The 21,028-nt window shown below is 44.1% G+C and carries 15 protein-coding genes and 2 tRNA genes; 9 read left to right on the forward strand and 8 right to left on the reverse strand.

Going from position 1 to position 21,028, the window contains the following annotated elements:
* Positions 1-1,659 (forward strand): RNA-binding domain-containing protein, encoded by a 1,659-nt coding sequence (locus JMY08_RS02360; RefSeq protein ID WP_201589775.1) that lies wholly within the window; start codon positions 1-3, stop codon positions 1,657-1,659.
* A 163-nt stretch (positions 1,660-1,822) separates the two neighbouring features.
* On the opposite strand, the gene JMY08_RS02365 is transcribed toward JMY08_RS02360, so the two are convergent.
* Positions 1,823-2,377, reverse strand: coding sequence for a YchJ family protein (locus JMY08_RS02365; RefSeq protein ID WP_201589777.1), 555 nt, complete (start codon positions 2,375-2,377; stop codon positions 1,823-1,825).
* Positions 2,378-2,421: 44 nt separating this feature from the next.
* Positions 2,422-3,138 carry a metal-dependent hydrolase gene (locus tag JMY08_RS02370; RefSeq protein WP_189585836.1) on the reverse strand — a complete coding sequence of 239 codons (717 nt, stop codon included), beginning with the start codon at positions 3,136-3,138 and terminating at the stop codon, positions 2,422-2,424.
* A gap of 113 nt (positions 3,139-3,251) precedes the next feature.
* On the opposite strand from JMY08_RS02370, the gene JMY08_RS02375 reads away from it, so the two are divergent.
* Entirely contained in the window at positions 3,252-4,292 is a 1,041-nt protein-coding gene (locus JMY08_RS02375; protein ID WP_201589780.1) for a DUF3025 domain-containing protein, read from the forward strand.
* A gap of 288 nt (positions 4,293-4,580) precedes the next feature.
* Positions 4,581-7,409: an aconitate hydratase AcnA gene (gene acnA, locus JMY08_RS02380; protein ID WP_201589794.1), complete on the forward strand. Its 2,829-nt coding sequence runs from the start codon at positions 4,581-4,583 to the stop codon at positions 7,407-7,409.
* Positions 7,410-7,657: 248 nt separating this feature from the next.
* On the opposite strand, the gene JMY08_RS02385 is transcribed toward acnA, so the two are convergent.
* Both JMY08_RS02385 and JMY08_RS02390 read right to left on the reverse strand, forming a co-directional pair.
* On the reverse strand, positions 7,658-8,116 hold the full coding sequence (locus JMY08_RS02385) for a hypothetical protein (protein WP_201589797.1): 459 nt from the start codon (positions 8,114-8,116) through the stop codon (positions 7,658-7,660).
* 32 nt (positions 8,117-8,148) lie between these two features.
* Entirely contained in the window at positions 8,149-8,802 is a 654-nt protein-coding gene (locus JMY08_RS02390) for a LysE family translocator (RefSeq protein ID WP_201589800.1), read from the reverse strand.
* 492 nt (positions 8,803-9,294) lie between these two features.
* On the opposite strand from JMY08_RS02390, the gene JMY08_RS02395 reads away from it, so the two are divergent.
* Entirely contained in the window at positions 9,295-10,203 is a 909-nt protein-coding gene (locus JMY08_RS02395) for a DMT family transporter (RefSeq protein ID WP_194620957.1), read from the forward strand.
* A 201-nt stretch (positions 10,204-10,404) separates the two neighbouring features.
* Here JMY08_RS02395 and JMY08_RS02400 read toward each other — a convergent pair.
* From JMY08_RS02400 to gltX, 4 genes are all read right to left on the reverse strand, one after another.
* A tRNA-Glu gene (locus tag JMY08_RS02400) sits at positions 10,405-10,480 on the reverse strand.
* 156 nt (positions 10,481-10,636) lie between these two features.
* Positions 10,637-10,712, reverse strand: a tRNA-Ala gene (locus tag JMY08_RS02405).
* A 122-nt stretch (positions 10,713-10,834) separates the two neighbouring features.
* On the reverse strand, positions 10,835-11,200 hold the full coding sequence (locus JMY08_RS02410; protein WP_201589803.1) for a hypothetical protein: 366 nt from the start codon (positions 11,198-11,200) through the stop codon (positions 10,835-10,837).
* A 272-nt stretch (positions 11,201-11,472) separates the two neighbouring features.
* Positions 11,473-13,002: a glutamate--tRNA ligase gene (gene gltX / locus JMY08_RS02415; protein ID WP_201589818.1), complete on the reverse strand. Its 1,530-nt coding sequence runs from the start codon at positions 13,000-13,002 to the stop codon at positions 11,473-11,475.
* Positions 13,003-13,395: 393 nt separating this feature from the next.
* Here gltX and rsmH point away from each other — a divergent pair, with 393 nt between their 5' ends.
* From rsmH to JMY08_RS02440, 5 genes are all read left to right on the forward strand, one after another.
* Entirely contained in the window at positions 13,396-14,451 is a 1,056-nt protein-coding gene (rsmH, locus tag JMY08_RS02420) for a 16S rRNA (cytosine(1402)-N(4))-methyltransferase RsmH (RefSeq protein ID WP_201590250.1), read from the forward strand.
* A gap of 338 nt (positions 14,452-14,789) precedes the next feature.
* Positions 14,790-15,287 (forward strand): cell division protein FtsL, encoded by a 498-nt coding sequence (locus tag JMY08_RS02425; RefSeq protein ID WP_201589821.1) that lies wholly within the window; start codon positions 14,790-14,792, stop codon positions 15,285-15,287.
* On the forward strand, positions 15,284-17,374 hold the full coding sequence (locus tag JMY08_RS02430) for a peptidoglycan D,D-transpeptidase FtsI family protein (protein ID WP_201589837.1): 2,091 nt from the start codon (positions 15,284-15,286) through the stop codon (positions 17,372-17,374). The genes JMY08_RS02425 and JMY08_RS02430 overlap by 4 nt, the downstream gene beginning before the upstream one ends.
* 70 nt (positions 17,375-17,444) lie before the next feature.
* Positions 17,445-19,184, forward strand: coding sequence for a UDP-N-acetylmuramoyl-L-alanyl-D-glutamate--2,6-diaminopimelate ligase (locus tag JMY08_RS02435; RefSeq protein ID WP_201589840.1), 1,740 nt, complete (start codon positions 17,445-17,447; stop codon positions 19,182-19,184).
* A gap of 391 nt (positions 19,185-19,575) precedes the next feature.
* The gene (locus JMY08_RS02440) at positions 19,576-21,027 is read left to right on the forward strand and encodes a UDP-N-acetylmuramoyl-tripeptide--D-alanyl-D-alanine ligase (protein ID WP_201589843.1); all 1,452 of its coding nucleotides are present in this window, start codon (positions 19,576-19,578) and stop codon (positions 21,025-21,027) included.
* Position 21,028 lies beyond the last annotated feature (1 nt).

The following is a 21,028-nucleotide window of genomic DNA, read 5'->3' on the forward strand; positions in this document are numbered from 1 at the left end:
ATGAACCATGATGAGCTTTTAGAGTTACTCGATACTCTTATTGAATGTTGGGAAAATGAAGTTGTCGAATTTAAGCGCGGTAAAAAAGAGTTCTCTTTATCTGATATCGGGAAGTATTTCTCAGCTATATCTAACGAAGCTAATTTGCGAGGGCAAAGTTTTGGCTGGCTAGTATTTGGTATTGATGATAAAACCCGACAAGTCATTGGCACAGACTACAAGGCTAAGAGTTCTGAACGTATCCAAGCAGTGAGTCAGCAGATTTCTCAAGATACGCAACCAACAATCACCTTTAGAAGTATTTTTGAATTGCAACATCCTAAAGGGGGTGTTGTTATGTTTCAAATTCCAGCAGCACCTAAAGGTTCGCCAATATCTTACAACGGGCATTACTACGCTAGAGCTGGTGAAAGTTTAGTAGCATTAGGATTGGACAAGTTAAATGAGATTAATCAACAAGAAAAATGGATAGATTGGTCGGCACAAATAGTATCAGAAGCGACTATAAATGACCTAGATCCGGATGCATTAAATAAAGCGAAGCAAGGTTTTGCTAGAAAAATGGATCAAAGGCTCGAAAGCCAAGCAGTGCTTGAGCTAGATGATTTAGATTTTCTAAACAGAGCTAGATTAACTGAAAATGGCAAAATTACTAGATCTACGCTTTTACTTCTTGGCAAACCAGAGTCAGCTAGATTTCTTTCACCTCACCCTGCGGCTATGGTATGGAGCTTAGAAGCGGAAGAAAGAGCTTACGAACACTTCTATCCACCTTTTTTATTAACATCAACACAGCTATACCAGAAGATACGTAATTTCCAAATACGAATTTTACCTGATGATGAGCTCATTCCTGTTGAAATCGATAAATATAATCAACGTGTCGTTTTAGAAGCTTTGCATAACTGTATAGCCCATCAGGACTACACTAAAAACTCTAGAATTATCGTGTCTGAAAAAATAGATCGTTTAATCTTTGAAAGTGAAGGAAGCTTTTTCGAAGGTAAACCTGTGGATTATGTAACAGAAGAGAGAAGACCAAAAAAGTATCGTAATTATAAGCTTGCCCAAGCTATGGTTCAATTGAATATGATTGACACAATGGGTTATGGAATCCATGAAATGTACGAGAAACAGGCGAAGCGCTATCTGCCGTTACCTGATTACGATTTGACAATGCCTCAGGCTGTTAAGTTAATTATATACGGTGATGTTGTAGACCCTGCATATAGCAAGTTATTAATTAAAAATACAGATTTATCAATAATGGAAATTATAGCTTTAGATAGAGTTCAAAAGGGTCAAAATATTTCTAAAAGTATGGCTAAGGAGTTACAACGGAAGAACCTTATAGAAGGACGAAGACCTAACTACTATGTATCATCATCAGTGGCAGAAGCCACTAATAAAAAAGCTAAATACATACGTAATAGGATTCAAGATGATACTTTTTATATGCAACTTATTTTAGACTATATAGACAAATACGAATGTGCTACAAGGCCTGATATCGATAGCTTGCTAATACCAACACTTAGTGAAGTTCTCGATGAAAAACAGAAAGTCACTAAAATAGGTCATTTATTGACGAAACTTAGAAAAACAGAAAAAATAGAAAACGTTGGAGTGGGTCGGTACTCTAAGTGGGTTATGAAGTGAGAGAAGCATTTTAATTGAGAGAGGTTTGAGAGAGAAAAAGCCTAAATGAGAGAGAGAAAGAGCGATAATTTTTTAAAGTATTGATATATATGGTTTTTATAAAATGAATAATTATAACTAAGCTAGTAATTTGAGAGAGAAATATTGAAAAATGAGAGAGAAGCTAAACCAAATAAACACCACAACACCTCTTAAACTTCTCTCCAGAACCGCAAATACACGGCTGCTTTTGGCTGACAGTCATCTCGACCGTCGGGTCTAAAAAATACCAACGCTCATCATTATTGATTTTGTCTGTCACCTTCACAAAGGCAGACAACTCATGATGTGCTTGCAAATCCTTATTTGTCTTGAAATAAGCCTCAAACTCAACCTGCGCATGGCGTTTACCAAGTTTTGCTGTATGCGCTACGATTTCTAATCCTGCCCAATCTGTTTCTTTTGCCCAAGACTCAATCGCCTGAATATCTAGCAATTTTTGCTGTACAGGTAGCGAGGTCTTAACGATATATTCTGGCTTGACCAATACAAAGGCGCTATAACGCGACCGCATGAGACGCTCAGCAGAGTCCGCTTTTACGCCATCTGTCTTATCAGCTTCTTCGCTCAATAAACTGTCATGATAAGGCTGACAGCAATCTTTATAAAGTAGCGGTGAGCTTATAACGTTTGATGATGGGTTAACTTGGCAAGGGCAGGTTTGTAGGAAAATCGACATTATTTACTCGAGTTGTTATTCATTTTTTAACAGTTTTATAAATTTTAATTTAGCCAGTTTTTTATCAATTCTGGCCATAGACCGATTTTCAGCTTTGCCCAAGGTGCTGGGTCACGTAGTTGCTGCCAAAATTCATCGAAAGGTGGCGCAAAGTAGATCAAGAGCGCAAGGATGACATACAGCAGCAGATACCACCATTTATCTTTATGCTGATAAAACTTCATCGCCGTACCCGATGAGCGCTTCATTTTCATATTTGATAAATTAACGCTATATAGCTCATCTAATGCCAAATGTACCATTGCGCCACTGAATAAAAACAAACCGTAAAACCAGCTGGCCGTCAGTGGAAGTTGTAGCACGCTGTAGCTTAGGTAGGTGAGCCCCAGACCCAGTATCGCCATATAGGGTACAGAATGCATGACGCCGCGATGTACGGTCATGGTGGTAAAGATATGAAAAACCACGTAACGCATAAAACCGTAGCCAGCTAGCCATAATGCTATTAGCGCCAATAAGCTCAGATCACTACGCCAATGCATCACCAGACCAAAGGCAAAGATAAACGAGGTGATATTAAAACCCAGCTTAATCGGTGTCGAATTATCAGAATCCAAATCAGGCAACAGCCCACCGATGGTACCGAGCGCCACACACATCAAAAACCCTGAGTCATCAATCAATCCTGCTTTGTAAACCGTCAAACTCAGCGTACCACTGGCCATGAATGCGACATTTAGGTGGGTATTAAAATTTGCCATAAAGATTTGCCATAAAATATCGCTAAAAAGGGTGTTTAAAGCTGCCTATCTCGCAGCAAAAAAGCGCTCTATGATACCATAGACAAGCCCTACGTCTAATAGAGATCCGCCCCATGACCTTCATTGATTTATCCACCACACTCCATTCTGATGTACCTATTAAAAACCTGTCTACACGCGACGGCAGTCTTGATAAAAGCTTTGCTGAAATCGATTGGCAAGCGCCGTGGTTGGCTCATTTACACCAGTTGGACTATATTAGTAATGCCATCGCTCAGCTCAGTGAGAAAAATGCTGAAGGCTTTGATAATGCTGAGGGCTTTCATAAAGCTGAGGGCTCTAATGAAGCTAAACCAAAGAGTCGGCCTGACGTGATTGCTAAGGTTTTAAACGAAGCGTTAAGCCAGCAAAGTGAGCATTTGCAAAGCCAGCTACCCACCACCAATCCTACCCAAGATAATCAGGCACACACGCTAAACTTTGTCTCACAGCATGCGTTGCCAGAAGGCGAAGCGTACGAGAGCTTTATCGCCACGACGGGGAATATCCCGACGCGTGACAACTTGCATGATTTATTTAACGGCAGTATTTGGCTGACTTTTCCAAAAACCAAAGCACTGCTCAATTATTATCATATGGCGGAGATTGCCCATCAGGGAATTGGCGCTAGCAGAGGACGCGTCCGCGATACCATCACCGTATTTGACGAAAATGGGGCAGTGCTAGTGACGTCTGAGCCATTTATTGGCGAGGCGCTGATTGATTTTAATTGGCAAGCAAGTTTGGTAGAGTCACGTAATAGCTGGGACAATCCACAGCAACTGAATAGTCAGTCTCAGGCTGCGGTTTATGTTTTTGGTCATGCTCTACTGGAGCAATTAATACAACCGCGCAAACCTTTATGCGCGCACAGTATCGTTATTGATGTTTCGCAGGATTTTTTTAGTTTATCGTTGTCTGCGCGCATGATCTATTTGGACAGTAAAATTGCTCATTATATGGATAAATTGTTGTCACAAGATAACGTCACACCGCGTCAGCTTGCCCCTTTGCCTATTTTGGGCGTGCCGCATTTTTGGGCAGAAAATGCCGATGTGAGCTTTTATGAAGACCCTTATGTGTTCCGTCATGGTCGCCGCAAAAGCAAAAAGTGAAAAATCATTGAACACCTTATTTATAAACCGCTAAGCTGCTGTTGCGTTTACGATTGTGCCACGATTTGACTACGTCTAGGCGTTAACAAAGCGCTCTAGATTTGTTATGGTAAAGGAGAGTCGTTATGAACGACGCAAGGTCTAATGATTTTTCTTCGAAATTCCAACTATGAAAATACAAAATTCATTTAAGCCTTTTTCAAACGAACACCTTTATAGTAAATCCATCTAGCCACCAGTTATAACAATAAATTCATAACAATCTACCCAGTAGATAAGGAAGCTACCATGAGTGATATCTTTGACGTAAAAGACACCCTGTCGGTCGATGGCAAGGAACATGCCTACTACAGTCTGCCTGAGCTGACCAAAACCTATAGCAATATCAGTAAGCTGCCATATTGCATGAAAGTCGTATTAGAAAACTTACTGCGTAATGAAGACGACGGTCAATCTGTGGGTAAAAACCACATCGAAGCGGTTGCCAATTGGGACGCAGGTGCTGAAGCTTCAAAAGAAATTGCCTTTATGCCTGCTCGCGTCGTCTTGCAGGATTTCACTGGTGTGCCTTCAGTAGTCGATTTGGCAGCCATGCGTGATGCGGTGGTTGAGCTGGGCGGTAAAGCCGAGCAAATTAACCCGTTTATCCCTAGTGAATTGGTCGTCGATCATTCCGTACAAGTCGATGCTTATGGTCGCGAAGATGCGCTAGATTTGAACGAAAAGATCGAATTTAAGCGCAATAATGAGCGCTATGAGTTCTTGCATTGGGGTCGTAACGCCTTTGAAAACTTCGTTGTCGTACCACCAGCGACTGGTATTGTCCATCAAGTCAACCTTGAGTACTTAGCACGTGTGGTAATGGCTGCTGATGTCAATGGTGAGCTTACTGCGTATCCTGATACGGTGTTTGGTACTGACAGTCATACTACGATGATTAATGGTATTGGTGTGCTTGGTTGGGGCGTGGGCGGTATCGAAGCAGAAGCTGCCATGCTTGGTCAACCATCATCGATGCTGATTCCACAAGTCGTTGGTTTTGAGATGACGGGCAAGTTAACCGAAGGCGTCACCGCTACGGATTTGGTATTGCGTGTGGTTGAGATGCTACGTGCCCATGGCGTGGTTGGTAAGTTCGTTGAATTCTACGGTGAAGGCCTACACAGTATGCCGCTCGCCGATCGTGCGACGATTGCCAATATGTCACCAGAATATGGCGCAACTTGTGGTATTTTCCCAATTGACCAAATGGCGATTGATTATCTGCGTCTATCAGGCCGCGACGAAGAGCAAATCGAGTTGGTTGAAAAATATGCTAAAGCACAAGGCATGTGGCACGATGCCGATACTCCGGCAGCGACCTATTCAAGTAGCTTGCAGTTAGATTTATCCTCAGTACAGCCAGCGCTGGCTGGTCCTAACTTGCCACAACAGCGTATCAACTTATCTGATATGCATGAAAAATTTGGCGAAACCTTAGAAAAAATGACCAAAGATCGCAAGTCAGAAGTCGATGGTAAAGTACGCTTTGACCAAGAAGGCGGTGAGCAAGAGCAAGCCGAGGCCTTGGCAGCGCAGCCAAAGGTCAATAATAATCAAAATGATGGGTATCAGCCTGCCAATGGGGTTTTCTCTACTGTTAAGATTGATGAGACAGACCACAAGTTGCGTGATGGCTCAGTCGTTATCGCAGCGATTACCTCTTGTACCAACACCTCAAACCCTGCGGTGATGATTGGTGCAGGTTTGGTTGCCAAAAAAGCCGCTGCCAAAGGTCTCAAAGCTAAGCCTTGGGTAAAAACCTCACTAGCACCTGGTTCTAAAGTCGTCACTGATTACCTAGAAAAAACCAAGCTAATGGATGAGCTAGAAAAAACAGGCTTTTACTTAGTCGGTTATGGTTGTACGACTTGTATCGGTAACTCAGGGCCGCTGCTCGAATCTATCGAGAAAGGTATTGAAGAAAATGACTTAGTCGCTGCGGCTGTACTGTCTGGTAACCGTAACTTTGAAGGTCGTATCCACTCGCATGTCAAAGCAAGCTATTTGGCTTCACCCCCGTTAGTTGTCGCTTATGCACTCGCTGGTACGGTCGATATCGATATGACCACCCATCCGCTAGGTCAAGACCAAGATGGCAATGATGTGTTCCTAAAAGACATCTGGCCAACATCAGAAGAGATCAATGAGCTGATTGCCAATAATATCGACGCTGAAATGTTCCGCAAAAACTATGGCGAAGTGTTTGACGGTAGTGCTGCTTGGAACGCCATTAGCTCAGCCGATAGCCAGCTGTATCCATGGGATGAAGGCTCGACATATATTAAGAACCCACCGTTCTTTGATGGTATGACCATGGAACCAGACGGTATCCGTGATATCGAAGGCGCACGCATCTTAGGTCTGTTCGGTGATTCAATCACGACCGATCATATCTCGCCCGCTGGTAATATCGATCCTGACTCGCCTGCAGGCAAATATTTGCAAGAGCGTGGCGTCATGCAAGCCGACTTCAACAGCTATGGCTCACGCCGTGGTAATGATGCGGTCATGACCCGTGGTACTTTCGCTAATATTCGTATCAAGAACACGATGATGGGCGGTAAAGAAGGCGGCTATACGTATTACTTCAAAGGCGACAGCGCCACGCTACAAGACGGTGAAGAAATGGCCGTCTATGATGCCGCGATGAAGTATAAAGAAGACAAGCGTCCCTTAGTCGTCCTTGGCGGCGCGGAGTATGGTTCTGGCTCTAGCCGTGACTGGGCAGCCAAAGGTACTATTTTGCTCGGCGTAAAAGCGGTACTGACCAGCTCGTTTGAACGTATTCACCGCTCAAACCTAGTCGGAATGGGCGTGTTGCCATTGACCTTTAAAGAAGGTGAAAACGCTGAGACTTACAAGCTCGATGGTTCAGAAGTGATCAGCATTAGTGGTCTCGATAATGGTGAAAGCAAAACCGCCAAAGTCACCGCTACTCGTGCTGATGGATCAGCAGAAACCTTTGAGGTTAACGTCGGTCTACAGACGCCAAAAGAGCGCGAATACGTGCGTCATGGCGGCGTGTTGCACTATGTGCTACGTCAATTGGCGGCTGAGAATAAAGACGCTGCTTAATGACTGGTTAGACTTAGCATGACAAAAAGCCCAATCCCACTAAAATAGGGGATTGGGCTTTTTTATTGGGTGAGGAAAAAGGAAACTATAGTCAAAATATTCCAAAAACGCTACGATACTGCTGATATCAATTTTTTGTAGCCTCTGTCTGTAAAGGCACAGCAAGCAAGAAAAATTGATATCAGCAGTGCGTGATGTATCGATATTACTTTTTACTGACTGTAGTATCTGGAAACTATTTCATTGAATCATTTGAAGTTCTCATTCCAGCTCTCCTTAAAGACTTTATTTAAGAACGTTTCTTTATCGAGGCTACCGTCATTGTTCAAGCAAGTCTTATCGACAAAAAGATAATTCGTCCAGTTAATATCAGGAGACAGTTCATTGATTTCATTCACCATATCAACTTCACTAATTTCAGAGAAATCTTTAATAATAAGCTTTTGAGCCAATTCTAAAATGCGACTCTTTGTTCTGTACTCATAAGAATTTGGATACTCAGAAATTTTATTCAAAAATCCCTCGTAATTTATACTTAAATCTTCGTTTACATACTCCTCACTCCAGAATATATAATCACTCCAAAGTGGATCGGGTGATAATTTATTTACTTCAAGATTTATTTCTATTTGCCTTGCTTCTGAGCATGTGGTGTTAAGTAACTCTTCAAGTAATAAAGTGATTTTCTGCTTAGTGTCATCGTTCATTATTATTTCCCTCATCATTTATTCCCATTGCTTTAACCTTTCTCAGTCAATAGCTTAATTCCCAGCCCGATAAATACCACACCACTGATTCTATTTAACATCGTTTCAATAGAGGGGTTTTCCCGCAGGCGTGTGCTAAATCGTGCAGCTAATAACGCCAAACACAAGCACCAAACAAAACCAGTCACAGCAAAAGTCAGTCCTAACATCAAAAATGACAGCATGCCATAAGCATAACTAGCGTCGATGAACTGCGGGAAAAATGCCAAGAAGAACAAGGCGACTTTTGGATTAAACACATTGGTCAACACACCTTGCTTATATATTTGCCAGCCGTCGACATCCTTTTGACTAGTAACGTGCTGATCGTTGGATAACTTGTTCGCTATTGAGTTCGAGCTTTTGCTCGTTAGCATCTTAAAGCCTAAATAGCACAAGTAACTGGCACCAATATATTTGACGAGCATAAATGCCGTAGGAGAGTTGGCGAGTAATACTGATAACCCGAGCGCCGCCAATAACGTATGCACCAAAATACCTGAGGTGATGCCCAACACCGAATAAAACCCTGCTGTTTGCCCTTGCGCCATACTACGGGTAATGATGTACATGCTATCGGTGCCGGGTGTTAGGTTTAACAGAATAGCCGCCAAAATAAATCCTAGATAATTTTCAATACCGAACATCGTAATCACCTCCCTTTGATAGCTCTAGATATCCCTATGTTATAGTCAATCCTCTATAAATTGGATACGGTGTCAAGCTTGCTTAGTCTACTACTTGTAGTACTTTCACTCGCCTTCCTTGTATCCAAATTATACTGAACCGACTATATAGAGTGTTTATATATTTTATAAGTTTTTATAGGATAGATAGTAGTGAGCTTAAGTTGAATTAGCAAAAACACCGCTCCTCCATCAAATCCTATTATGTCCGATATCCGCAAAATCAACCTCGCTCAAACCAAATTGTCTCAATTGATGCTAATCCACACGACATTCAAATTTTCGTCTTGCCAAAACTCAAGAAGTCTTGCCTATTTCTTGATATCTATCCTGCAAAAACACATAAAAACAGCATCTCTAAAGCCATTAAAACGTTATGATCACAATATTTTTTATGACTTAACCAACCCATTTAACATCGCTAAATAAATAGCCAGCCAAATTGAGTACACCATGACCAGACGCGACCTTATTACCTTTTTTGCACTTTCCTTTATGTGGTCGCTCTCATTTATATTTTATCGGGTGGGTGTCCCTGAGTTTGGCTCGTTGGCATTTGCCAGCCTGCGCGTGGTATTTGCTGGTTTAACCATGCTTATTTTTGTGTTAATCAGCGCAAAAAATCGCAAAGGTATTAAAGAAAGCTACAAAATGCTGACCGTCGTTGGTTTGTTCTCAGCTGCGATTCCCTTTGTGCTATTTTCCTTTTCAGCGCAGACCGTAAACGCTGGGGTATTGGCGGTACTTAATGCTTCTGTGCCAATGATGAGCGGTTTTATTGCCAGCACGTTTTTTAAAGAAAGACTGACTAAGCGCCAAACGCTAGGGTTGGTGATTGGCCTTGTTGGGGTGATTATTTTGATGAGTGAGAACTTGTTTGGTGCGCAAGGGCAGGGCTTGGGGACGGATTTAGGCTCAGCGTTGTTACCGATGGGTTATGCGCTATTTGCCTGTGTTGGCTATGCGATAGGGGCAAACATCACTAGGAACTATCTGTACGACATCTCACCGATTGCTATTACGGCAGGCTCACTAATCATCGCAAGCGTGGTGATGATGCCAATTGCTGTATATAAATTCCCTTATGGCGCAAGTATTAGCCTGCAAGCTTGGGTATCGGTGATTTGTATTGGGGTGTTTTCGACCGCCATTGCGCTTATCTTTATGAACCAGTTGATTAAAAATATTGGCCCGATGCGTGCGACCAGTATTACACTGGTTATTCCCATTTTTGCGATATTTTTTGGTTATGTGTTGCTTGGCGAGGCATTGGATATCGGCGCTATCATTGGCTCAGTCGTGATTTTGTTTGGCACTTATCTATCATTAAACTTGTCGTTAAAAGGCTTGGTCAAGTCGTAACCTATTTTATCGGACAGGCTAGAAGTTTGTCCGACAAAGTCTTAAGCGGTGATTGAGAGTTGCAGTAAGCCATTATAAAAATTATAGACATAAAAAATCCCAGTCACCGTATGATGACTGGGATTTTTCATTGTTCGCTTATTAGTCTAACCTGATGCTTAAAGGTGCTAAGCAAAAGTGCTAATAAGTGACGCCGTATAGTGGCGTCCCCAGGGGGATTCGAACCCCCGTTACCGCCGTGAAAGGGCGGTGTCCTAGGCCTCTAGACGATGGGGACGCATAGAGTGTTATAACCAGTGGTTACAACGGTACTTCACAATATCAGAGTGCTTATCTATTAAAATAGAGCAAGCCTTGCCTAGGTGCTGATATCGTCCTACTAGCGAGTATTTATTCTAAAGTGTCAGTAAACTGAGCTTTGTCTTAAATAGTATGGTGGAGCTAAACGGAGTCGAACCGTTGACCCCTTGCATGCCATGCAAGTGCTCTACCAACTGAGCTATAGCCCCTCGCTAAGAGTGTGCGTATTTTAGGTAACAGCAGCCTTCTTGTCAACCACTATTTTAAAAATAATGCATAAATATGCGAAAAAACGTGGTTAAAGCGATTTTAGCTGCTTAACAAGCCCAAATTAGCGTCGATTTTGCTTGAGAGCGATCTCTTTGATGGCTTTATCGGTAAAGAATTCTTCTTCGGTGCCATCTGAAAAAATAATTGCACTGCATTCTGTGGGGATATATTGTCCACCTTTTTGTTGTACTGTGCTGATTCCTTTAAAGCCAACGATGTCAGATTTTTTTAATCGATCGACATTATGATTGGTATAATCACAGTAAGTGGTGTATATCCACTTTAAGTCATCAAAGTCCTGACCCTTTGTCAGGGTAAGTTTTGCATCATAAAGCTCTTTTACGATGGCATCATAGTATTTCTGCGCTTCTTTTAGCGTGTTAAAGACATAATCTTTGCTTTCTATCGTGACAGTTTTGGCGGCCATGTTTATTTCCAATTAAGAATTTTGACAGTAGAAGGGTATAGTCAGGTCAATATAAAAAAGAGACAGCGTGACGGATATAAATTTTTTGTCGCCTCTGTCTGCGTAGGCACAGCAAGCAAGAAAAATTTGTACCAGTCACGCATTATAATGTCGTGTATCCATTTTATTTAGTAGCGACTATAGTAATGCTGACTAAGAATGTAGAAGGGTCAGAACTGGCCTGACCCTTCTACATTCAAAAATTTCAGTTAAATTAGTACTCAGTAGCTAAACTATTCAGCAGCCAAAAAGTCCGGCAATTCTGCCGCTTGTTTCTCAAGTTTTTTGAGTTTCTTTTTACCGAGGCCACCCAGTACGTCAACCGCATGACGCAAGCGAGTTAGGGTCATATCTGCACCGATAATTGCCATAGAGTTCATGACGGGCGTCGATGAGGTGCTACCAGCGATAGCGATAAAGAACGGCGCCATAAAGTCACGCATTTTAATATCAAGATGTGCAGCCAGACCTTTTAGCGTGGCGTAGATGTTTTCTTCTGACCAAGTAGGTAAGACTTCTAGCTGCCATAATGACAGCTGTAGCATCTCGATGATTTGCTCAGGTGTGAGCGACTTATGCGTAAAGCTCTCAGCGTTGATATCAGGTAAGTTTTGGAAATAGAAGCCGCTCCAATTGACCGCGTCAGATAGCAATTCGATACGTGGTTGAATCGCCGCTGCGATAGCCGTTAATTTGTCGCTATTGCTTGCCCAGTCGAGGATTTTGTTTTTTAGCTCTTCTGGCGTGAGTGCGCGTAGCCATTCAGCATTGAGCCAGTTGAGCTTTTCGATATCGAAAATAGGGCCGCCAAGTGACACACGTTGAATGTCAAAGCTGGCAATCATTTCTTCTAAGGTAAACTGCTCCGCTTCATCAGGCATTGAGTAGCCCATACGACCGAGGTAGTTTAGCAATGCTTCAGGCAGCACACCCGCATCACGATAGTAGGTGATAGACGTTGGGTTTTTACGCTTCGACAGTTTTGATTTGTCTGGATTACGCAGTAATGGCATGTGGCAAAGTACAGGCATCTCCCAACCAAAATACTCATAAAGCAACTGATGCTTAGGTGCAGAGTTCAACCATTCTTCACCACGCATCACATGACTGATATCCATCAAGTGGTCATCGACGACGTTGGCTAAATGGTATGTTGGCATGCCGTCTGTTTTTAGCAGCACTTGCATGTCGACTTGCGTCCAAGGAATCTCAACGGTGCCACGCAGCATGTCTTGCACTTGACAGACGCCTTCGGTAGGCACACGCATACGAATCACGTGCGGTTTGCCCTCAGCGACCAATTGCTCGGTTTTTTCTGTGGCTAAATGCGCACAGCGACCGTCGTAACGTGGGGTTTCGCCATTGGCCATTTGCTCGGCACGCATGGCATCTAGCTCTTCGCTGGTACAAAAACAACGAAATGCATGATCTTTATCTATTAGCATCTCAGCGTGTTTGGTATAGATGTCGCTACGTTCGCTCTGACGATAAGGGGCGTGAGGACCACCAATATCTGGGCCTTCTGCCCAATCAAGTCCTACCCAACGTAAAGCGTCCAAAATCATTTGCTCTGATTGCTCAGTTGAGCGCGTCTGATCGGTGTCTTCAATACGTAAAATAAATTCGCCGCCATGGGCTTTAGCAAAAGCCAAATTGAATAGCGCAATATAAGCAGTACCTACGTGAGGAAAGCCAGTTGGTGAGGGTGCGATACGAGTGCGCACAGGGCGCGTGCTGCTAGTAGAAGTCGATGTTTGCGTCATAGGAATCTCAGAATGTTGTTGTTAATAAATAAGGCAGTGAAAGAGGGTAAGGACAAATATGAATCAAAAGTTTGAAAAAATACGGATGAAACAATAGCCGTCAATGTTGAAAAATAGCGTAAAATATAGCGCTAGTATAACAGAGAGATGTGATATTTTTAATGAAAAGCCCTTCTAGCGCTTGACTACCAGCGTATCCTTGCGATAATAATGTTAGACAAGGCATAACTTGTTTATTTTCATCCGATTTTTTACTATTACTGGCCATTATGGTCGTCATCTACTGAGTTGTTTGTGTCATTATCAAAATCTAAATCTAAGCTAACGCCAAATGTTAACGCCAGTCCTTCTGCTGCTACTGATAGCCCTGAGTCAGCGCTTAGCCCATCTGCTATGGAAGACATTTCTGTTCAAGACCCTAATCAAGGCGATAAGGTGTCAGATGAATTAAGTTTCGTTCATGATGCTGTGCTACTGCAAGAAGCCGTCGCTGCTGTGCTTGGCGTCAATGCGCTGCCCAAGCAAACAGGCAGTGACGAACAAAGCAGTGACCGTCAAAATAGCTTGCAAATGAGTGGCATCTACGTCGACGCAACCTTTGGTCGCGGTGGTCATAGCAGGCTACTATTGAGTCAACTTGCTGATGATGCCACGTTGATCGTCTTTGATAAAGACCCGACCGCTATTGCCGTTGCTCGCGAATTGGCAACTACCGACAGTCGCGTAAAAGTGGTTCATGACAGCTTTGCGACACTGACGGACAGTCTGGCAGCCATGGGCATCATGCAAGTTGATGGGTTGATGGCGGATTTGGGTATTTCCTCACCGCAAATTGATGATGGTAGCCGTGGCTTTAGCTTTATGCGCGACGGTGTGGTCGATATGCGTATGGATACCAGTCGTGGCCAATCAGTCGCTGAGTGGTTAGAAAAAGTTGACGATGAAACTTTGGCCAATGTGCTTTATGAGTTTGGCGAAGAGCGTCACAGTCGCCGTATTGCGCGTGCGATTAAGCAGATGGAAAGTTACAAGTCCACGCTTGAGCTGGCAGAAGTGATAAAAGTGGCGCATCCAAATTGGCAGCGCGGCAAGCATCCAGCCACACAAAGCTTTCAAGCCATGCGTATTTTTATTAACAATGAGCTGGGCGATGTCGATGACTTTTTAGAACAAAGTATTCCTATATTAAAGTCAGGCGGTCAGTTGGCAGTCATCAGCTTTCATTCGTTAGAAGATCGCCGCATTAAGCAGTTTTTGCAGCGTCATAGCAAAGGGCAATATCCAGAAGACGAAAATCTGCCAATGCCGCCAAATCGTCCACGGTATTTTAGCAAGCCCAAACGTGTTGGCCCTAGTAAAGCTGAGGTCAGTCATAATCCGCGCTCGCGTAGTGCATGGTTGCGATTAGCGACACGTACGGATACCGATTATCAGCAAAAACTAAAGTAATAAAACCTGTCGATGGCATGCTCTAGTATTCTGGTGAGTGAATGTGACTAAATGTCTTAATATTTACGCAACTGTTAAAAAGCTGTAAATATTATCTGCTAGGCTCAGCAGTTACTTTTTTGTTTATATATGCGCTAATTTGGCGATGACGATTAGTTCTTAGCATAGATAACAGTTGGTTTTAGAATAAACGTCAATCATGGCAGGTTTTTATGGCTATCATTGCACAGCATGTTTGGTTGTATTTTTCTTGATGGTACTGAGCAGGGATGAGATTGTTATTACCTGCAGACAGTTGCTGCTCTTTTATATTTGAAGTTTACTTTTTTGAGATCGTCATGGCAATATCTGACAAACCAGCAAACCGTCGCGCCGCTACAGCCAATACCACTGACGTTGGCGAGCTATTCGTGCGCCGCTTTAATGTGGTCAGTATTTATGTCGCCGTGTTATTGCTATTGGCAGCGGCTATCGTCTGGAGCGGTATCAAAACCGCTGAGGAAGTGCAGCAATATCATCAGGATTATAGAACCTTGCAAGACATGAAAAAACAAGAACGTAAGCTGAAAATTGAACATCAGCGCCTATTAATTGAACAGCAAACCTTTAGTGCGACCCCGCAAATAGCCAGTCGTGCTGTTGCTGAGCTTGGCATGTTTTCACCAGCCCTCACGGATAAGCTCATCATTCAGCCGGGTGCTGCCGTTGCATTGGCACCAGCCCAGCCGTCTAGCGCAGAGATGATTAGAGTCAATGATTCAGACGTAATCGAAACGGATGCTCCTACGACCGATGCTCCTGTGACCGACGCCAACCTTGCGGAGGCAGGACAATGAGTGATAAAAAGCCAAATACCAATCGCGGTAAAACAACTGCAAAAAATACCAGTAAAAAACCTGCCAGCGGTAAAGTGACCAAACCTTTGCGTCCTGCTAGTGCGGCCAAATCAGGACAAACTGACAGCAAGTCCTCAGACAATCGCAAAGCCAAACTCTTTGGTCGCCTCAAAAAAAATGAAGATCAAGGCGCGTATACCAGTGTCAAAAACCGTAAAAAAATGGTTTTTAATAAGGCCACTGGTGCATCATCTCGTGGCGGCTTTGAGTACGATAAAAACCGATTCCGTACTGTTTGGGGCATGGCGCTTGTCGTACTGGCGCTACTGATAGGACGTGCCTATTATATCCAAGTGGCCAACGCGCAATTTTATCAAGATAAAGGTAACGAGCTCATCACCAGCGTACGGACGCAAAAGTCCTACCGTGGTATGATTACCGATCGCAATAATCTACCCTTAGCTGTTAGTGCGCCGCTTGCGACTGTCTCCTTTAGTCCGCATGATTATTCGCGTGAATACTACGAGCTCAAACGCATTAAAATCACCAATCCTAATAGTCCACAGCTACAAGCACGCATGCAAAAGCGACTGGATAATATGGATCTGACTCGACTGGCAGCGGCAGCAAATATTCCGGTCAGTGAATTAAAAAAGGTCACTGCTGTCGACGATAGTATTGATGTCACCGATGAAGCGGCGGTAAAAGCAGCACTACCGTCGGGCGCAGGCTCGCATTATTTGCCACTACTGAATAAAGTGACGCCTGAGATAGCTCAAGGCGTCAGCTCGCTTGATTTCCCTGGTGTGTACGAAAAAAACTTCTTTCAGCGTTATTATCCGCAGCCCCAACCGAACTCGCAGCTGTTGGGTTTTATGGGGCAAAATGCCAACGATCCTGAAGGTGGCTATGAGGGACGCGCCGGTATCGAGCGCCAATTTGAAAAAGATCTGGCGGGTGATGATGGTAAGGTGTTGGTACTTAAAGACGCCAAACAAAACAGCCTAAAAGAAATTAAACAGGTTGAGCCAGAAATACCTGGCAAAGACGTGGCGTTGACGATTGATTCACGTTTACAGTATTTGCTTTATAAAGAGTTAGAGAAAGTAGGGCGTTTACAACAAGCCCGCTGGTCAACTGGTATGGTCGTTGATGTACAGACTGGTGAAGTGTTGGCATTGTCGACATGGCCATCATTTAACTCAAATAATCTAAATGAGATGACTGGTGAAAACCAGCGTAACCGTGCGCTCCTTGATGTATTTGAACCGGGTTCAGTCATGAAGCCATTTACCGTTGCTGCCGCGCTAGATTCGGGCAAATACACATCGACTACTTTAATTGATACCAATCCGGGTTCAATTCGTGTACGTGGTTATACCATTCGTGACCATAATAATTTGGGCACCATCAATCTTGCCACACTCCTACAAAAATCAAGTAACGTGGCCTCGACCAAGATTGCCTTATCTTTGCCCGCTGATGCTATTACCAATATGCAAAAGCAATTTGGCTTTGGTTCAAAGACACCATTAAAGTTCCCAGCGGAAGGCAGTGGGCTTGTGGTTACACCGGAAGAAAAAGAGACTTCACGTCGTGCAACGATCAGTTATGGTTATGGTATGGAGGCGACTGTAGCGCAGGTGGCGCAGGCTTATTCGGCATTGGCAGCAGGCGGGGTTATGCATCCTTTAACCTTGGTTAAGAGTGACAAAGTGCAGCCAAGCAAACGCATCATGGCGCACGAACAAGCCATGTCGATTGTACAGATGTTAGAGAGCGTTACCGAAGAAGGTGGTACTGCCAAAGCAGCGGCGATTGACGGTTATCGAGTGGCGGGTAAGACGGGTACGTCGCGCCGTATCAACCCAAAAGGCGGTTATTATACTGACCAATATCGCAACGTCTTTGCTGGCATGGCGCCAGCATCAAACCCAAGACTGGTCGGTGTCATCTTAGTAGAAGACCCTCGAGGGCTTCATTATGCTGGTCTGACCGCAGCACCCGTATTCCATAACGTCATGAAAGAAGCGCTACGCCTCTATAATGTGCCATTAGATAAGCCCTTAAAAACTGAAGCCCAGTAGGCATGGATATGGATTTTTAAGTATCCAGCTACTAATGATCTGATTTGTTTTAACTGTTTAGGATTTGCCAATGACTATGCTCACTTCATCGCCAACCAGTGCTACGGTTAACTTGCAACAGCTTATGGATGCTAGCAATCGTAATGACCATCGCCTAGCGCAGGCATTATCGGCGATGATAGCAGCATCAGCTCAAGCGCTAGCCACTCAAACATCAACAAATCAGGCAGCTGCTGCTCAACTAAATACAGTTGCCAACGTACCGTTTCAGCGGTTTCGTTTGGACAGCCGTCAGGTAGCGCCAAACGATGTGTTTGTACTACTAAAGAGCCATACGCCAAACTGTCAAAAAAGTCGTGATTACCTTTATCAAGCCGCTAAAAATGCGGCTTTTATCCTATCAGAAATCGATCCGATTGCTTTGCTTGCCACGGCTAATGTGCCACCACATGCCAATATTGCTCTAAGCACGGATGACTCACAGTCTGTAGCGCAGCAGCAATTAGACTCCTTGCCTTGCCCTGTATTATATGTGCCCAACATCCGTGATTTTTTGGGTGATTTAATCCAATCTCATTTGCAGCATCAGCAGCCAGTGACACTACCAGCAGTGGTGGCGGTGACAGGTACCAATGGCAAAACCACCATCAGTCAATTGGTGGCGCAATTAACCCAGTTAACCGGTATGAGCAGTGCGGTTATGGGTACGGCGGGTAACGGTAGACTAGGTGCCTTGGTGCAAGCCAGTCATACCACTGGCGATGCGCTAGCCGTCCAGCAGTTCTTATATCAAATGGGGTCAGAAAACGCCGAGCTATTGGCATTGGAAGCCAGCTCACATGGTTTAGATCAGCAGCGTTTGCAGGGTATGCTTGTGTCGGTGGCGATTTATACCAACCTAAGCCGCGATCATTTGGATTATCATGCTGATATGGCAGAGTATGCAGCGGCCAAAGCCAGATTGTTTGATAAAGCCCATTTTCCGGATTTGACCCACGCTATTATCAATATCGATGATGAGCATGCGCAGGTTATGTTGGATACTGCCCATGCCAGCGAATTGACGGTTTGGACTTATAGTTTGGATGCTTCAAAAACGGCTACTTTTGTCGCCGCTAAAATCAAGCCCAGCTTACAAGGTGTCGAGATTAGCCTGCATACAGATTTCGGCGATGGGAAAGTTAATAATTTAGATATCGTTAGTCCATTACTTGGACGTTTTAACGTGGCGAATTTGCTTGCTGCTATGGCAGCAGCGGTGGCGATTGGTGCTAAGTCAAATGTAGGTATTGAGCGTATTGCGCCAGTCGTGCCACAGCTACAAGGTGCTGTTGGTCGTATGCAACGTGTGCCCTCTAATGATGGCTGCTTTATCGTTGATTATGCGCATACGCCTGATGCTTTAAGTCAGGTGTTAGCCAGTCTAAAAACCCATTGCAAAGGTCAGCTATGGGCAGTGTTTGGTTGCGGTGGCGACCGTGATGCAGGCAAGCGCCCATTGATGGCGCAAGCAGGGCTGGCAGGTGCGGATCAAGTGATTCTAACAGCAGATAACCCACGCACCGAAGACCCACAAGTGATCTTGCAAGATATGCAAGCAGGCATGAGTGCGGAGCAATATCAGCGTACCCATATCGAACCAGCACGGCAAACAGCGATTGAATATGCCGTCAATCAAGCGGCTGCCGATGATATTGTGGTCATCGCTGGCAAGGGTCATGAGACTTATCAAGAAATCAATAATGTCCGTTATGATTTTGACGACAGTGTTATTTTACAACATGCCCTAGAGCACGCTGGGCGCGTATAAAAGAGTGCTGTCTAAATGTTTAGCATCAATAATTTTTAGCACCACTAATTTTTTTAATAATATTTATAAGTTTTAACATGCAGGGTCTGTTGAACATTCAAATGTGGAACTGGCAGTGTCTATTTTTTAGACAATACGCAGTGAAATTTTTGATGACTAGTCGTTCTAGGTTAGACAATTTCGCCATGTATTGGCAAAAAATAGCCCTGCCCTGAAAGGCTAATACTAAAATCGCCCCAAACGTTGTTGTAAACCTAGCTAAGGTCTCGACATTATCGTCGGTTTACGCCTAGTTTGGGGCAATTTTAGCGATCAGCAGTCCTAATATTTGAATGTTCAACAGACCCTAGTTATAAGAAATACGTAATCATCATATAAGGTAATCACTACTATGACAGCCGACAACGATAACACCATACAGTCGCAAGGGCTGTATGTCTGGCAAGCAGATAACTTGCTAGCAGCCACCACCGCTATTGATGGTCACTGGCAGTTAGATGCAGGACAGTTAAATGAAGGGCAAGCAGAGATAAGTAACGGCATTACTAGCAATCGTATTGCCACTGACACGCGCACGATAAAAACCGGTGATATATTTTTAGCCTTAACCGGTGACAATTTTGATGGTCACGATTATATCAATATGGCTGCCTCACAGGGCGCAGTTGCCGCTATCGTCTCACGGCCTATCTCTACCAATATTCCGCAGTTAGTTGTCAAGGATACTCGCTTAGCGCTAGGGCAATTAGCCGCCTATCGTCGTCAGCAGCATCAAGATTTGACCGTGATTGCCATTACTGGCTCCAGCGGTAAGACCACTTGTAAAGAGATGCTCGGAAGTATCTTTGGTAGGTTGGCGCCGACGCTCATCACTCGTGGTAACCTCAATAATGATTTGGGTGTACCGATGATGCTGCTCGAATTATCCGATCACCATCGCTATGCCATTTTAGAGTTGGGTGCCAATCATATTGGTGAAATTGCTTATACTACTGAAATTGTCCGTCCGGATGTGGCTTGTATTCTGAACATCGGCACCGCCCATCTGGGTGAATTTGGTAGCCGCGAAGGGATTTGCCAGACTAAAGCAGAGATTTATCATACTTTGAATGACACGCAATTTGCGATCGTTCCCGATAAAGATGATTTTACCAATCAATTACGCCGCATTGCTGAAAAGCATACCTCACATGTCATCGGCTTTGGTAATACCGATGTCAGCGCCAGTCACTTAGATGTCGAGCCTGAACGCAGTGAATTTAAGCTGCATATTGGCAACCAAGTCCATGATATTAGCTTGCCACTAGCAGGTGAGCATAATGTGAATAATGCGTTGGCGGCGGCGGCTTGTGCTCATGCCCTGAATATCGACGTGAATGATATTGTGATCGGGCTTGAGAACGCACGTCCCGCTAAAGGGCGCTTGAACAGTCAGCTCCTCGGTATGCATCGCCTGATTGATGATACTTACAATGCCAACCCACATTCGGTGCGCGCGGCTGCCAAAGTATTGGCGGCGCAAACCGGTACACAGGTGATGGTGTTAGGAGATATCGGTGAGCTTGGCGATGCTGCGGTGAGCGAGCACCAAAGCTTGGGTCGTACCATCGCAACCACGGGTATCAATGTACTGCTGTGTGTTGGCGAGTACGCGCCTTACACCGTGGCTGGGGCACAAGAGATTTCTGAGATTAGCGCGCATGCGTTCGCTGATAAAGATAGTTTACTGCAATATTTACAGTCTTACTTGCAAGCGCAACAAGCTCAGCCTTGTACGGTGTTGTTCAAAGGCTCTCGTTCCATGCAGATGGAAACACTTATTCATGCGCTAGTAGAGGAGTAGG

The organism is Psychrobacter sp. Pi2-51 (assembly GCF_904846665.1).
Lineage (GTDB): Bacteria > Pseudomonadota > Gammaproteobacteria > Pseudomonadales > Moraxellaceae > Psychrobacter > Psychrobacter glaciei.

What these genes read in the sequence shown, in the direction of transcription:
- gltX (WP_201589818.1), bottom strand. Translation starts at nt 13,002, where the DNA reads ATGACGCAAACATCGACTTCTACTAGCAGCACGCGCCCTGTGCGCACT.
- JMY08_RS02360 (WP_201589775.1), top strand. Translation starts at nt 1, where the DNA reads ATGAACCATGATGAGCTTTTAGAGTTACTCGATACTCTTATTGAATGT.
- rsmH (WP_201590250.1), top strand. Translation starts at nt 13,396, where the DNA reads ATGGAAGACATTTCTGTTCAAGACCCTAATCAAGGCGATAAGGTGTCA.
- JMY08_RS02410 (WP_201589803.1), bottom strand. Translation starts at nt 11,200, where the DNA reads ATGGCCGCCAAAACTGTCACGATAGAAAGCAAAGATTATGTCTTTAAC.
- JMY08_RS02390 (WP_201589800.1), bottom strand. Translation starts at nt 8,802, where the DNA reads ATGTTCGGTATTGAAAATTATCTAGGATTTATTTTGGCGGCTATTCTG.
- JMY08_RS02370 (WP_189585836.1), bottom strand. Translation starts at nt 3,138, where the DNA reads ATGGCAAATTTTAATACCCACCTAAATGTCGCATTCATGGCCAGTGGT.
- JMY08_RS02430 (WP_201589837.1), top strand. Translation starts at nt 15,284, where the DNA reads ATGAGTGATAAAAAGCCAAATACCAATCGCGGTAAAACAACTGCAAAA.
- JMY08_RS02395 (WP_194620957.1), top strand. Translation starts at nt 9,295, where the DNA reads ATGACCAGACGCGACCTTATTACCTTTTTTGCACTTTCCTTTATGTGG.
- JMY08_RS02375 (WP_201589780.1), top strand. Translation starts at nt 3,252, where the DNA reads ATGACCTTCATTGATTTATCCACCACACTCCATTCTGATGTACCTATT.
- JMY08_RS02365 (WP_201589777.1), bottom strand. Translation starts at nt 2,377, where the DNA reads ATGTCGATTTTCCTACAAACCTGCCCTTGCCAAGTTAACCCATCATCA.
- JMY08_RS02385 (WP_201589797.1), bottom strand. Translation starts at nt 8,116, where the DNA reads ATGAACGATGACACTAAGCAGAAAATCACTTTATTACTTGAAGAGTTA.
- JMY08_RS02435 (WP_201589840.1), top strand. Translation starts at nt 17,445, where the DNA reads ATGACTATGCTCACTTCATCGCCAACCAGTGCTACGGTTAACTTGCAA.
- JMY08_RS02425 (WP_201589821.1), top strand. Translation starts at nt 14,790, where the DNA reads ATGGCAATATCTGACAAACCAGCAAACCGTCGCGCCGCTACAGCCAAT.
- JMY08_RS02440 (WP_201589843.1), top strand. Translation starts at nt 19,576, where the DNA reads ATGACAGCCGACAACGATAACACCATACAGTCGCAAGGGCTGTATGTC.
- acnA (WP_201589794.1), top strand. Translation starts at nt 4,581, where the DNA reads ATGAGTGATATCTTTGACGTAAAAGACACCCTGTCGGTCGATGGCAAG.